12 protein-coding genes are annotated in these 14,123 nt (G+C 31.4%); 8 read left to right on the top strand and 4 right to left on the bottom strand.

Features of this window, described 5'->3' with window-relative positions; genetic code table 11:
- Positions 1-4 precede the first annotated feature (4 nt).
- Positions 5-1,351, bottom strand: a complete 1,347-nt coding sequence (locus tag F754_RS0102495; protein ID WP_023648342.1) for an aspartate aminotransferase family protein — start codon at positions 1,349-1,351, stop codon at positions 5-7.
- A gap of 187 nt (positions 1,352-1,538) precedes the next feature.
- Between F754_RS0102495 and F754_RS0102490 the strand changes: the two genes are divergently transcribed.
- The 4 genes from F754_RS0102490 (at position 1,539) to F754_RS0102475 (ending at position 6,288) form a co-directional block, all read left to right on the top strand.
- Positions 1,539-2,480 carry an ABC transporter substrate-binding protein gene (locus tag F754_RS0102490; protein ID WP_023648341.1) on the top strand — a complete coding sequence of 314 codons (942 nt, stop codon included), beginning with the start codon at positions 1,539-1,541 and terminating at the stop codon, positions 2,478-2,480.
- A gap of 88 nt (positions 2,481-2,568) precedes the next feature.
- Positions 2,569-3,366: an ABC transporter ATP-binding protein gene (locus F754_RS0102485; RefSeq protein WP_023648340.1), complete on the top strand. Its 798-nt coding sequence runs from the start codon at positions 2,569-2,571 to the stop codon at positions 3,364-3,366.
- A 1-nt stretch (position 3,367) separates the two neighbouring features.
- Positions 3,368-5,278 carry an ABC transporter permease subunit gene (locus tag F754_RS0102480; protein WP_023648339.1) on the top strand — a complete coding sequence of 637 codons (1,911 nt, stop codon included), beginning with the start codon at positions 3,368-3,370 and terminating at the stop codon, positions 5,276-5,278.
- 2 nt (positions 5,279-5,280) lie between these two features.
- Positions 5,281-6,288, top strand: a complete 1,008-nt coding sequence (locus F754_RS0102475; protein ID WP_023648338.1) for an Ldh family oxidoreductase — start codon at positions 5,281-5,283, stop codon at positions 6,286-6,288.
- Here F754_RS0102475 and F754_RS0102470 read toward each other — a convergent pair.
- Positions 6,285-6,512 (bottom strand): hypothetical protein, encoded by a 228-nt coding sequence (locus F754_RS0102470; protein WP_023648337.1) that lies wholly within the window; start codon positions 6,510-6,512, stop codon positions 6,285-6,287. The genes F754_RS0102475 and F754_RS0102470 overlap by 4 nt on opposite strands.
- Positions 6,513-6,615: 103 nt before the next feature.
- On the opposite strand from F754_RS0102470, the gene F754_RS0102465 reads away from it, so the two are divergent.
- The gene (locus tag F754_RS0102465; protein WP_027303441.1) at positions 6,616-7,578 is read left to right on the top strand and encodes an Lrp/AsnC family transcriptional regulator; all 963 of its coding nucleotides are present in this window, start codon (positions 6,616-6,618) and stop codon (positions 7,576-7,578) included.
- On the opposite strand, the gene F754_RS0102460 is transcribed toward F754_RS0102465, so the two are convergent.
- Positions 7,575-8,420, bottom strand: a complete 846-nt coding sequence (locus F754_RS0102460; RefSeq protein ID WP_023648335.1) for a bile acid:sodium symporter — start codon at positions 8,418-8,420, stop codon at positions 7,575-7,577. The genes F754_RS0102465 and F754_RS0102460 overlap by 4 nt on opposite strands.
- 158 nt (positions 8,421-8,578) lie before the next feature.
- Here F754_RS0102460 and F754_RS0102455 point away from each other — a divergent pair, with 158 nt between their 5' ends.
- From F754_RS0102455 to F754_RS0102445, 3 genes are read left to right on the top strand one after another with little or no spacing between them, the layout of a single operon-like run.
- A complete protein-coding gene (locus F754_RS0102455; RefSeq protein ID WP_023648334.1) occupies positions 8,579-9,616 on the top strand; it encodes an ABC transporter substrate-binding protein in 1,038 nt (345 codons plus the stop codon).
- Between the two features lie 12 nt (positions 9,617-9,628).
- A complete protein-coding gene (locus F754_RS0102450) occupies positions 9,629-11,827 on the top strand; it encodes an iron ABC transporter permease (RefSeq protein ID WP_027303439.1) in 2,199 nt (732 codons plus the stop codon).
- Positions 11,827-12,879, top strand: coding sequence for an ABC transporter ATP-binding protein (locus F754_RS0102445; protein ID WP_023648332.1), 1,053 nt, complete (start codon positions 11,827-11,829; stop codon positions 12,877-12,879). Before F754_RS0102450 ends, F754_RS0102445 begins: the two co-directional genes overlap by 1 nt.
- Here F754_RS0102445 and F754_RS07565 read toward each other — a convergent pair.
- Complete coding sequence (locus F754_RS07565; protein WP_023648331.1) at positions 12,863-14,053, bottom strand: epoxide hydrolase; 1,191 nt, start codon at positions 14,051-14,053, stop codon at positions 12,863-12,865. The two genes, F754_RS0102445 and F754_RS07565, sit on opposite strands and share 17 nt — an antisense overlap.
- Positions 14,054-14,123: the final 70 nt, after the last annotated feature.

Here is a 14,123-nt window from a genome sequence, read left to right as displayed (position 1 = left end):
CTAATTAGTTTTTTTGGTTTTTTTGATAGTTAGTGATACCTGTTCTAAGTTTATCAATAATTTCATCAATATGTTTTTCTTCACAGATAAATTGTGGAGCGATAATCAAGCAATCACCTGTTGCCTTAAAGTTTACTCCTGCTTCATAACAAGATTTGAAACATTCATAACCTGCTTTACCTGGCTTAGTATTTAATTTCATATCAATACCACCCATCATTCCGTATCCTCTAATATTATCAACTGACTCTAAGTCTTGAAGAGAAAATAATCCTTTTTGGAAATAAGGTGCTAAATTTTTTGCTCTATTAAAAATATCATCTTTTTCAAAAATATCTTGAACAGCTAAAGCTGCTGCTACAGCAACTGGAATTCCTGAGTAAGTATATCCATGAAAAAGTTCGACAGCACCTGTTGGTGAAGCATCCATTACAGCATCATAAATATCATCGTGGCAAGCGACAACACCCATTGGAACAACTCCATTCGTTGTAGCCTTTGCCATTGTCATAATATCAGGTGTTACTCCAAATTCATGTGCACCAAACTTAGAGCCTGTTCTACCCCAACCAGTTATTACTTCATCAAAAATTAAAAGAATTCCATGTTTGTCGCAAATTTCTCTAAGCTTTTGTAAATATCCTTTTGGTGGAACTAAAGTTCCTGTTGATCCAGCAATTGGTTCAACAATACAAGCAGCAATATTTTCACCACCAAAGTTTTGACAAATAGTTTCTAAATCATTTGCCAAATAATCTCCAGTCTCTGGCTGTCCACTAACAAACTTATGTTCTGGCAAATGCGTATGTCTAATGTGTTGAACACCTGGCATTAAAATACTTGCAAATGTTTTTACATTATTAACCATTCCACCTACTGAAACACATCCAATATTCATTCCGTGATACCCTCTTTCACGTCCTACAAATCTAAATCTTTGAGCGTCTCCTTTAGCTCTATGATATGCAACTGCAATCTTAATAGCAGTTTCAACTGCTGTAGATCCACAAATTGTAAAAAACATTTTATTAAGATCACCAGGTGTATGTTTTGAAATTCTTGTAGCTAATTCAAATGATCCACCAAAACCTTGTTGAAATGGTTGAGCGTAATCTAAAGTCTCCAACTGTTTTGTTACAGCTTCTGTAATTTCTTTTCTACCGTGGCCTAAAGGATTACAAAATAATCCTGAGCTTGCATCAATTTGAGTTTTTCCATGGTGAGTTTTTAAATAAACTCCTTTAGCTTCAGTTATTAATCTTGGGTTTGCTTTAAAATCTTTATTTGATGTAAAAGGCATCCAATGTTCATTTAATGAATTTGGTACTGAAGTTCTATTTTCTGAGCTCATAAAAAATTTCTCTCTTTGTAATTAATTTTGTATTTTTAAATCTACGTCCTCTCTAGACTAAAATAAATACTTTAAAAGAATATTATTGACACAACTACAGATTGTATAAATTGTTTTTTTTGTTTTACATCAAGCCTAAATTGAATTTTAATAAGGTTAATTTAATTAAATTAACAAGAGGATAATAATGAAAAAAATATTAAGTTTTATTCTTGGGTCTATCGTTGCTCTTAACCTTTCTATGTCAGTTGCAAATTCAGCTGCTAAAGAAGTTAGAGTTGCATTCTTTCTAGAATGGCCAACGCCAAACCAAGAAGATAAAGTTAAAGGTATTTACGAAAAAGCTCTAGGTGTTCCGGTTAAATGGACTAACTTTTCAAATGGTGGTGCAATGACTGATGCTATGTTAGCAGGAGATATTGATATTTCTTACTCACAAGGTTTAGTGCCATTCATTAACGCTGTTAAATCAAAAGCTCCTTTAAAACTTGTAGACATTGCTATGGAATATGGAATGGGTGGAACAACTTGTGTTACATCTAATGCTTCTGGAATTACAAAAGCAAATGGCTCTGAGTTAGAAGGTAAAAAAGTTGCTGTTCCGCTAGGAACAATGGCTGAATATGTTTTTGACGAAAGTATGAAGGTTATTGGAGCTGACAGAGCTAAAATGGATGTTATTCAAATGGATCCAGAAGAAGGTGCTGCTGCATTAGTTAGTGGTGACGTTGTTATGGCTTGTCTATTTGGTGGTAACTCTATCAAAGCTGCAACTGCAGTTGGATCAAGACTTTTAACTGTTCAAGAAGCTAGAGATGCTGGTATTTTAGGTATAGATATTACATCTGTAACTGACAAATTCATGAAAGAAAATCCAGGTATGTTAAGAACTTTCATCGAAGTAACTCACGAAGCAAATGCTAGATATGCATCTGGTAAATCAGATATGGGTGTTATAGCTAAAGATGCTGAAATGAAACTTGGTGATATGAAAGAAACAATCGGTGGATTTAAATTTCTTTCACCTGCTGAGACTGAAAAGTCTATGACTTCTGGAAACCTTGCTGGTTTCTTAAAAGGAATGGATACTCCTAACGGAGCAGTTGACACAAGCTTTTTACCTCTTTAATTTTAGAGCGTAAAATAAATTTTAATAGGCGCCAATTAGAAATAGTTGGTGCCTATTTTTTTAAAACAATCTAATATAAAGTTTGCTTATGAGTGATCTTATTTCACAAAATCTAAACATGATTTTTAAAACTCCTAAAGGAGAAACAGTTCACGCATTAAAAGATGTTAACTTTACTTTAAAAAAAGGAGAGCTTTTAACAGTTCTTGGGCCTTCTGGATGTGGGAAAACAACTTTACTTAATATTACAGCAGGATTTTTAAGACCAACCTCAGGTCAAATCATTTTAGGTGGAAATGAAATTAATGGACCTGGTGTTGAAAGAGGAATGGTATTTCAACAAGGAGCTCTATTTGAGTGGCTAACTGTTGCTGAAAATGTAAATTTTGGATTAAGAATGAAAAAAGAGGATCCAATTCAAACTGCAAAAAAAGTTGAGGAGTGGTTAGAAATTGTTGGTCTTCAAGGATTTGGTAACACCCCTACTTATCAATTGTCAGGTGGTATGCAGCAAAGAGTTGCTCTTGCAAGATGTTTGATTAATGATCCAGATTTGATTTTAATGGATGAGCCTTTAGGAGCGCTTGATGCACTTACTAGAGAAAAAATGCAGTCTTTAGTTTTAAAGATTTGGAAAGAAACTGGAAAAACAATTATTTTAATTACTCACTCAGTTGAAGAAGCGCTATTACTCGGTGAAAGACTTTATGTAATGGCGCCAAGACCTGGAAGAATTCACAAAGAATATAATCTTCCTTTTGCATCAATGGGATTAAAAGAAGATTTAAGAGACATTAAAAACTTAAAAGATTTTACAAGTAAAAGAGAAGAGATTTTAACCATGATTTGGAACATGGAGGAAGAAATAATGGGTAAAGAGATATAAAATGTTTACTCAATTTATCACCTTTGCAATTATTGTGGCCATCATTGGCTGCATTATGTATGGCAGAAAACTTATTAGAACTGAAAAAGTTGATGCAGTTTTTGGAAATCCTGAAAGAGCAAAAGGAGGTACCCACTGGATTATTGTTGGAAGTAGTGTCATTTTACTTACATGGCTTTATTATTCATGGGATATAGCTAAATCGTTTTATCCTCAATCAGCTAACGAATTATGTCAAGTTGGAAAAGTAAATGACTCTTTATTATCTTTAAAATATTTATTTCCAATTGAAGAAAGAGAATTTAAAAGTACATCAATTATTAAAGCTGAAAATAAAAATATAGCTAAACTTAAAAATGAAATTCAAAATTCAAAAGATATAAATGAACAACACAGATCTTTTTTAATAGGATTAATTGATAAAACTAAATCAACTATTCCATTATTAACAAATGAAAGTTTACTTGAAAATCAAACAAAAATTAAAATTTCAGAACTTGCTGGTAAAATTGATCAATTATCAAATGAATTTAAAAAAGAAGATTATCCTTATGAAAGTTTAGAACAAAGGAATAAAAGATTAATCGATGCTCAAGCTGAAGGTGGTTGGGGTGCATCTGGAACTGCTGTAGAAAATACAGTTGAAGTTCCAACAATTCCTAAGACTAATAAGGGTTTAAAATTTGATGCTGCTGCTCAAGAATTAAAAGTAATTAGTGATGAGTTCTTTAAGCTAAGAAATCATAACTTTCAGTACAAATCAGTAATGAAAGAAATCAAAGATGATGTTAAAGCATTTAGAAAAGCAGCAGATGATAGTGAAGAAGTAGCCTCAACATTAGCTAAAGATGTTCTTAAAATTGCAAGACGAATTGAATATGCAAGTATTTTTCCACCAAACACATTGGATAGTATGCAAAATTCTATACTTACATTTGATGAGGTGCAAAAAAATGAACAAGGATCTTTAAGATTAGTTGATATTCTTTTATTTCCAGCAGGAACCATTGTATCAAGTGGCCCAAATTGCTCTGAACAAGGTTCTGGTAGATGGTTACCAAAACCATCAGATACATTAAGCAAATTTATTCTTCTATCAAAACCAAGTATTGGATTTAAAAATATTCCCCTGCTTTGGTTTGAAATGATGGATGTAAGCAAAATTGTTGGTTTTGTTTTACCTGACTGGATTGCAGATATTATTCCAGGTAAATACCCTGTTCATAATGAATTTGGTGTAGTTGAGCCTAACTTTAAAAGTAAAGTTTTAAGCGTAGTATCTGGAGAGTTTAGTCTATTTAAAATTCCAATTCCAATGGGTCACATATGGGATTCTTTTTTAAGAGTATTGTTAGGTTTAGTGATTGGAATTATTTTAGGAGTTCCTCTTGGATTATTTATGGGCTTAAATAGATTTGCTAAAGGCTTTTTTGATCCATTAATTGAATTATATAGACCTGTGCCACCACTTGCTTGGGCTCCACTTATTATATCAGTACTTGGAATTGATAATGTTGGAAAAGTGTTTTTACTATTTATGGTATCATTTTCTATCATGATTATTTCTGCTAGAGCTGGAGCATCTGGAACTCAATTATCAAAAATTCACGCATCACACTCATTGGGTGCTTCTAGATGGCAAATACTTAGATACGTGATATTTCCTAACTCATTACCAGAAATTTTGACAGGTGTTAGAGTTGCAATTGGTATGTGTTGGGGAACATTGGTTGCTGCCGAGTTTTTAGCAGGAACAACTGGTATAGGTTTTGTTGAAAATGTTGCTAAAAAATACTTCCAATATGAAGTTATCTGGATCACTATTTTTGTTATGGGAATGTTAGGTTTATTGTTTGATGTAACTTTAAGAAAACTTATAGACAAATATATTCCATGGCGTGGTAAAGGGTAATAGTGAAAACCCCAATTCTTAAAAAAGAAATTATAAAAATCTTTCAAAAATATGGTCTCAGTAAAGATCATGCTTTAATTTCTGCTAATGCATTAATTAATGCAGAATTAGTTGGTGCTTATGGTCATGGTTTATCAAGACTTAAAATGTACTGTGATCGTATTTCAAAAAAAGTAATTAATCCTAAACCTAAAATTAAAATAAAGAAAATTTCTCAGTCTGTTTCACATATAGATGCAAACAATAGTATTGGTTTTGTAGCAGCAGATCTTGGAATTAAAACTGCAATTAAACATGCACAAAAAAACGGTATTGGGATGGTAGCTGTAAAGAATAGTGGTCACTATGGATTATCAGGTTATTACGCAGAACAAGCAGTTAAGAAAAATTTAATAGCAATGATTTATACAAATGCTCCACCAGCTGTTGCACCTCATGGTGCTTTAAAATCTTTGTTTGGAACAAATCCTGTTTGTTTTGGAACCCCTACTGGTTCTAAAATTCCTTTTATATTAGACACATCAATCTCAGTCATAAATAGAGGCAAAATAAGAGTGGCTGCAAGAAATAATCAAAAAATTCCAGAGGGTGTTGCTCTAGATAAATCAGGTAACCCAACAACTGATGCAAAAAAAGCTTTAGCTGGAGTTCAATTACCAATAGCGGGTTTTAGAGGATCAGGTCTTGCTTGGATGGTGGATATTTTAAGTGGTGTTTTAACTGGTGGTAATCATGCAGGAAGAGTTAAAGATCCTTTTGATGATTTTAGTGGTCCACAAAATATAGGACATCTATTTATAACTTTTAAAGCAAATTTATTTCAAAAAAATTATAATCAAAGAATTAAAGATAATATTAAAACAATTAAAAAACTTCCTAAGATTAAAGGAATTAAAGAGATAATGTATCCAGGGCAAAATAAATTTAATCGATACAAACAGAATTTGAAAAAAGAAATATCTATTCCTGATATTATAAAGAAAGATTTAGAAGCTTTAAAAAATTTTTAGCCTACAATAAAGCTTAAAGCTCCAACCGATAATAAGACTGAAGAAACTATAACCATATTTTTTAGCTTATCTTTTTTTTTTGAGTCATGAAGTCTTTTATTTAGAGTATTAATACATGTTCTTTTTAATCTAATATCTGGAGATGTATTTTGCTTTAGAACATCAACATTTATACTTGAGGTCTTAATAATATTAGATGTTCTATTTAAGCTTTTTGTATGCATTGACGACAATAAATCATGCTTCAATATATTTGGATATAATGACGTTGTCCAAAATGGGTTGACTCCTTTATTTGTATCGTTCAAATTGGGTTTTTTAAAATATATGAAGCAATTACCCAGTATATCCAATCAAATTGACGAAGATAAAATCTTTAAAATTATAGATAAAAATTTTAGTAAATTAGCACCTCGTTTTTACCCTTTTATAACTAACTGGCTAACAAGAGCTTATGGTGTATATGGCGATATTGATAAATATTTAATAGCAATCTATTTAGTAAACAGGCAATTCATTTTCTATCGGAAAAATGGTTTAATAGTAAATTTTGAGACTTTTTTTGAAAATAATCCTCTAGAAATCGACAAGATAAATATTAGTGATATTTCAAAAGATCTCAAAATACCTAAAGAAAGTGTGAGAAGAAAAGTTAAAGAATTAGAAGATAAAGCGATCATCAAAAGAGTAAAAAAAAGGATTTTAATTTATAGATCAGGTTTATCAACAGATCGTGTAAATATTGCAATTAAAGAATTGAGTTTATTGCTCTATGAATTCAATAAAATATTAAAAGATGAAAGAGAAGTTGATAATGTTTTTGAAATTGAAGAAATAATAAGTTCAATCAAACAAAATTATTCTTTTTGTTGGTATCAGTTCTACAAATTTTTATTTGATTATACCACTAGGTGGAAAGCTCAAATTAATGATTTAGAAACTTTATGTATTGGTATGACTGTAGTGATAAATGCAACACAAAGTAAACAATTTAATCCTTCAAAAAAAAACAGATCTTCATACTTTAAAGAAATTATGGGATCTGATCTAAGGGGTGTTAATGCAATGTCATTATCTGATATAACAGGTATTCCAAGACCTACTGTTGTGAGAAAACTAAAATGGTTAATTAATAAAAAATTTTTAACTATAAATGATAAAAAGTTAATTTCTTTAGATGCTAAAGACAGTGCTTTTAAAGACAGTAAAGAAATGCAAAAACAAGTTTTTTTAAGTTGGAGTAACTTTGTCTATAGAGTATTTAATCAAATTAACATTATTAATTCTTAATTTGTTTTTCTTAAGATATATATAAATATAAAACCAGTTATATACATGATTAGTGCATAAGCTGCGGTTGGTATCACATAAGTAATATCATCAAACATTAATGTTGCAACAAACACTGCTAGAGTTCCATTTTGTAAACCACACTCTAATGCGATACATTTTTGTTGAGCTATTCCTGACACAAATTTTTTAGCTATAAAATATGCTATCAACATCATTACTACGTTTAAAATTAAAACAGCTAAACCTGCTTGAGCAAGATAATTTAAAACATTATCTTTTTCTTCAATCCAAATTGCAGCAAAGACAATTATAAATAACCAGCCAGTTAATTTATTAATAATATTAATTTTAGATGAAATAAAGTTTTCAGCAAAACCTCTAACAATCATTCCAATAATAACCGGTACTGTTACAACTAGTGCCATCTTTAATGCAATGCCTGCCATTGAAATATTTTTTGAAACAACTACTCCTAAAAATTCGGCTGAGTTAATGACAACAAATGGGACTGATATGATGCTGATTAGGCTTATAATCGCGGTTAACGAGATTGATAAAGCAACATCTCCATCTGCAAATTTAGTTAATACATTTGAAGTAACTCCACCTGGTGCTGCTGCAATTATCATTAAACCAACTGCTATTGGAGCTGAAAGATCTAATATTAAAGCGATACCTAAAGCTATAATTGGCAAAATTAGTAATTGAGAAAAAAAACCAATAAAAAAATCTTTTGGAGTTCTTAGTACTCTAGTAAAATCTTTTAGTGAAAGGCCAAGACCTAGTCCAAGCATAATTAACACCAAACAAATTGGTGCTATTTTAGTTACTATTTCCATAAATTATCCTTCCAATAGATTAACTATATTATTTCAATTATAAATATCAATTCTATTAAACCTGTAATTGTAAATTGTTGTAACTACGAGAAAAATAGTGACAAACCTCATTAATTAATACTAAGTTTCAAAAATATTAACTAGAGAGAGAGGACATAATGAAAAATATAATGAAACTAGCTTCGATTGCTTTGGTTCTTTTATTTACATTGTTCGGTCTAACAAACAAAGCTTCTGCTGCAAAACTTACTTTATATTGCAGTGTTGAAATAGATGTTTGTGAAATGCTGGAACAGGCTTATGAAAAAGAAACAGGCACTAAAGTTGCAATGACAAGAGCAAGTAGTGGTGAAACATTTGCTAAAATAAAAGCAGAATCTTCAAATCCTAAAGGAGATGTTTGGTTTGGTGGAACAGGTGATCCACACCTTACAGCTGCTCAAGAAAATCTAACTGCAGAATATAAATCAAAACATTTTAATGATTTATTACCAGCAGCTCAAAACCAAGCTGTAAATGCAAACTATAAATCTGTTGGTATTTATGTTGGTGCATTAGGTTTTGGATACAATAAAGAACTTTTAGCAAAAAAAGGTTTGCCAGCTCCAAAATCTTGGATGGATTTAACTAAACCTATCTATAAAGGTGAAATCCAAATAGCTAATCCAAATTCATCTGGAACTGCTTATACAACTTTAGCAACTATTATTCAGATTTTTGGTGAAGACAAAGGTTGGGATTATATGAAAGCGCTTCATTTGAATGTGAATACATATACTAAATCTGGTTCTGCTCCAATTAAAGCAACTGGTAGAGGTGAAAACTTAATAGGTATATGTTTCCAACACGATGGTGTGAAACAAACTAAAAAAGGTTTGCCTGTTGTAACTGTTTCTCCTGCTGAAGGAACTGGTTACGAAGTTGGATCTATGAGTATTATTGCAGGTGCAAGAAATATGAAGGAAGCTAAAAAGTTTTATGACTGGGCTTTAAGTCCCCCGATTCAAACTATGGTTTTCACTTCAGGAAAATCTTTGCAAGTGCCCTCTAATACTAAAGCACAAGCTGATCCTGATGCTCCAGATTTATCAACTATAAATTTAATTGATTATAACTTTAAAGTTTATGGAGATAAAAGTACTAGAGCGGGCCTGTTATCTAAATGGGACAACGACGTATCTGTAATTCCTAGATAATATTAGGAATTAATGAGAGGACTCGTTATCTGTTGGATGCTCATAGGAGGATTGGGTTTCCTAATCTTTCCATGGTATGTAACGGGTGACGGGTTTTTCTCAATTAACTGGATTAAAGAATACTCTTTAGAAGATTACGGTTCAGTACTACCGCAAGTATTTATCAATAATAAATATTGGCTTTTGCCTTTAACCGCTCCCCTATTCTTTCCTTTAGCAACACTTAAATTAAGTCAAAATAATCCTCTTTATTCAAAGATTTTTTTATATTCAGGATTAATTGGTTTTTTTTATTTTTTTCTTCAAGGATTTTCAATTGGTATTAGAGGATGGAATTTTGAAATTTTTCAATCAATATTTGGTGATGTAGAAAATCAGTTTGGCGTAGGATCTGGTGCGGTTTTAACCTGTTGTACATTTATCTTTTATATAACACATGGTTTATCTTCAAGGGGATGGCTAAATGGTGATAATTTTATTGTTGGTAGTATTGGAAGCATCATCATCTTAGTTTCAACTTTTGTATTCTTCCCAATTTTTAGAATGTTTACAGTTGCTTTTAAAGGGACTGAAGGTGGCTATGAAATAAGTAATTTTTCAGACAAAATATTAAATAAAGGAATTTGGGGACTGGATTGTCTTTATAGCGATTATGCTTGTGGTGTTTTTTGGAATACAATTACAATGGGAACTCTTACAGCATTTTCATCAACAATTTTAGGATTAGCTTTTGCACTTTTAATCGCAAGAACTAGTTTTAAGTTTAAAAAAACAATAAGAATACTATCTGTATTACCAATAATCACTCCCCCTTTTGTAATTGGTTTGGCAATAATAATTTTATTTGGAAGATCAGGTGCAGTAAGTACTTTTTTAGAATGGGGTTTTGATATTGAACCTTCCAGATGGATTTATGGTTTACCAGGAATATGGTTTGCCCAAACACTAGCCTTTACCCCTATTGCATTTCTAATTTTAATCGGAGTTGTTGAAAGTGTTAGCCCATCAATGGAAGAAGCATCACAAACATTGAGAGCTTCTAAGTGGCAAGTTTTTAAAACTGTTACTTTGCCATTAATGAGACCAGGTATAGCAAATGCATTTTTAATTGGCTTTATTGAAAGCTTGGCAGACTTTGGTAATCCATTAGTGTTAGGGGCAGAATATGATGTCTTATCTACAGAAATATTTTTTGCAATTGTTGGTGCACAATATGATGAAACAAAAGCAGCGATACTTGCAATGATTTTGTTATCAGTTGTACTCGTAGTGTTTTATTTACAAAACCAGTGGTTGGGTAAAAAATCCTATATTTCAATTTCTGGTAAAGGCGATAGTGGTATGCATCCTGAGCTTCCAAAGAAAACTAAATGGATAATTTATTCAACTGTACTTCCATGGGCATTACTGACATTTATTATTTATTTGATGATTATGTTTGGAGGTTTTGTTGAAATGTGGGGTGTAGATCATAGTTTCACCTTTAAACATTATATTGAAGCGTTTAGCATTGATTGGGTTAAAGAAAGAGGATTACTGTGGACTGGTACAGCTTGGAATTCATTTAATACAACATTTGCGATAGCAATAATTTCCGCATTACCAACAGCTGCAATCGGTATTTTAACAGCCTATCTTCTTACAAGGCACAAATTTAAGGGTAAAAACGCTTTTGAATTTGGTACCATGTTAAGCTTTGCAATCCCCGGAAGTGTTATTGGGGTAAGTTATGTTTTTGCTTTTAATGTTCCTCCTCTTGAGCTGACAGGAACAGGAATAATTTTAGTAATTGCTTTTGTTTTTAGGAATATGCCTGTTGGGGTAAGGGCAGGAATGGCAGCAATGAACCAGCTTGACCCTCATTTAGACGAAGCATCATCAACTTTAAATGCATCTAGCTCTCAAACATTTAGAAATATAATTCTTCCACTGCTTAAACCTGCAATCACTGCATCTCTAGTATTTAGTTTTGTAAGAGCAATGACGGCAATTAGTGCTGTTATCTTCCTTGTAAGTGCAAATTATGACTTAGCTGTTTCATACATTTTAGGAAGATTAGAAAATAACGACTTTGGTCTAGCGATAGTATATTCGTCCGCACTAATAGTTGTTATGTTGTTTACAATACTGCTTATGCAATTAATAATAGGCAAACGTAAATTAGGAAGAAGAGATCAATCTGCAGGTATATTACAAGGAAACTTAGGGTAATGAAAAAAGCTGAAGTAAAATTTGAAAATATAACAAAAAAATTCAATGAAACTGTGGCTGTTGATAATGTCAGTTGTATTTTTGAAGCTGGAACTTTAACTACTTTACTTGGTCCATCTGGGTGTGGAAAAACTACATCATTAAGAATAATTGCAGGACTTGAGAGAGCCACAAGTGGAAAAATTTTAGTTGATAATGAAGACGTGACTATATTGCCAGCAACTGACAGAGATGTCTCGATGGTATTCCAGTCTTACGCTTTATTTCCGCATATGAGTGTTATTGAAAATGTTTCTTATGGATTAAAAATGATCAACGTTAATAAAGAAGAATATACAGAAAAAGCATTAGAAACTTTAAAATTAGTAAACTTAGATGGATATGAAAACCGAATGCCCTCAGAATTATCTGGAGGTCAACAACAAAGAGTAGCTGTTGCTAGAGCAATTGTACTAAAACCTAAAGTATTATTATTTGATGAACCTCTTTCAAATTTGGATGCAAAACTTAGAAGACAAGTTCGTGAAGATATTAGAGAAATTCAACAAAAACTTGGGGTAACAACAATTTATGTAACACATGATCAGGAAGAAGCTTTAGCAATATCAGATAAAGTTATCGTTATGAATAAAGCAGTGATTGCTCAACAAGGGAGTCCTAAAGATCTTTATAATTTTCCAAAAAATAAATTTGTTGCTAATTTTATTGGTGATGCAAATGATGTCTCTGCTGAAATAATTAATAAACAATCAAATACCTACGAACTTAAATTAGCTGAAATGAGTGTTAAGATTGAAAATAATCAAGATTTTAAAGATAAAGTTACTTTAGCTTTAAGGCCAGAAAAAATAAAAATCGAAAGAAACAATAACAATAATTGTATTCATGCAACAATTAAAAACGCTTCTTTTGTTGGTAGTAGCTATCAATATATTTTAAACTCTAAAATAGGGAAGTTATATGTTGTTTCAGGAGATACAAATGACGTATTTAAAGTTGGAGAAGATGTATTTTTAAATATTGATGAAAAAGATATTAAAATTTTAAATTAGTAAACTGACCACCTCTTTCATCGTAAGGGTCGTATTTCAAGCCTCTTAAGAATTTTTTAATATCATTCACAAGTAAATCTGGCTTTTCCAATGCAGCAAAGTGGCCTCCTGCTGGCATTTCAGTCCATTGTTTAATGTTAAAAATTTTCTCAACGTATGATCTAGGTGGCCACTCAGACATTTCAGCAGGAAATATTGCTGCTGCAGTAGGAATCTTTATTTTTTTGAAATTACTTGGAAATAATCTTCCCCCTTCTTCTCTTCTTCCATAATAAATCCAAGTAGCTGTATTGAAAGTTTTAGTTAAAACATAAACCGTAATATTTGCTAGCAATTTATCTTTTGAATAAACACTCTCTATATTTTTATCTTTTAAATCAGACCAACCATGCATTTTTTCTAATATCCAAGCAGCAATACCAACAGGACTATCCATCATTCCATAACTTAATGTCTGAGGCTTAGTTGCTTGCTGCGTTCTATATCCATCTTGCATAATTTGATCTTTATCAAATCTTTCTTGCCATTTTTTTTCTTCATCAGATTGAGGTCCATCTGGATGGCGCATTGTAAGACAATTTATATGGATTGCTTTACAAAATTTGGAATGATCATAACCAAGCCAATTTGCAATTGTTGCTCCCCAATCTCCACCTTGGGTAATATAATTTTTATATTCAAGATTTTCTGTCATGAGTTTGTTAAAAATTTCAGCCATCTTTCTTGGACCAATAGGTTTTAATGGCTTACTAGAAAAGCCAAAACCAGGTAGTGAAGGAACTATTACATCAATAGAGTCCTTTTTATCCCCTCCAAATTTTTCAGGATGTGCAAGTTTTTCTATAATTTCTAAAAATTCAACAACAGATCCTGGCCATCCATGCAGAAGTAACAATGGAACAGAATTTGGATTACTTCCTTTTTCTTTAATAAAATGAATTTCATGCCCATCTACATTAGTAGTAAAGTTTGAAAATTTATTAAGTTCTAACTGATGTTTGTTCCAATCAAAATCTTTAATCCAATAATCACACAATTCTTTTAAATAATTTTTATTAGTTCCATGATCCCAATTTTCTAAATCAACCATAGAGTCCCAAGGATAATCTTTTACTTTTTGATAAACCAAAGATATTTCTTTTTCAGTAAAATTAACGTTGAATTCTTTAATCATTTAATAAAATCTAGTATCTAAAAAAATAAAAACTACTATATACATTTTTAAATTTAATTATAATCATTGT

The sequence above is a fragment of the Candidatus Pelagibacter ubique HTCC8051 genome, assembly GCF_000472605.1.
In the GTDB taxonomy this organism is placed as follows: domain Bacteria; phylum Pseudomonadota; class Alphaproteobacteria; order Pelagibacterales; family Pelagibacteraceae; genus Pelagibacter; species Pelagibacter communis_B.
This window is presented reverse-complemented; position numbering and strand designations above follow the sequence as displayed.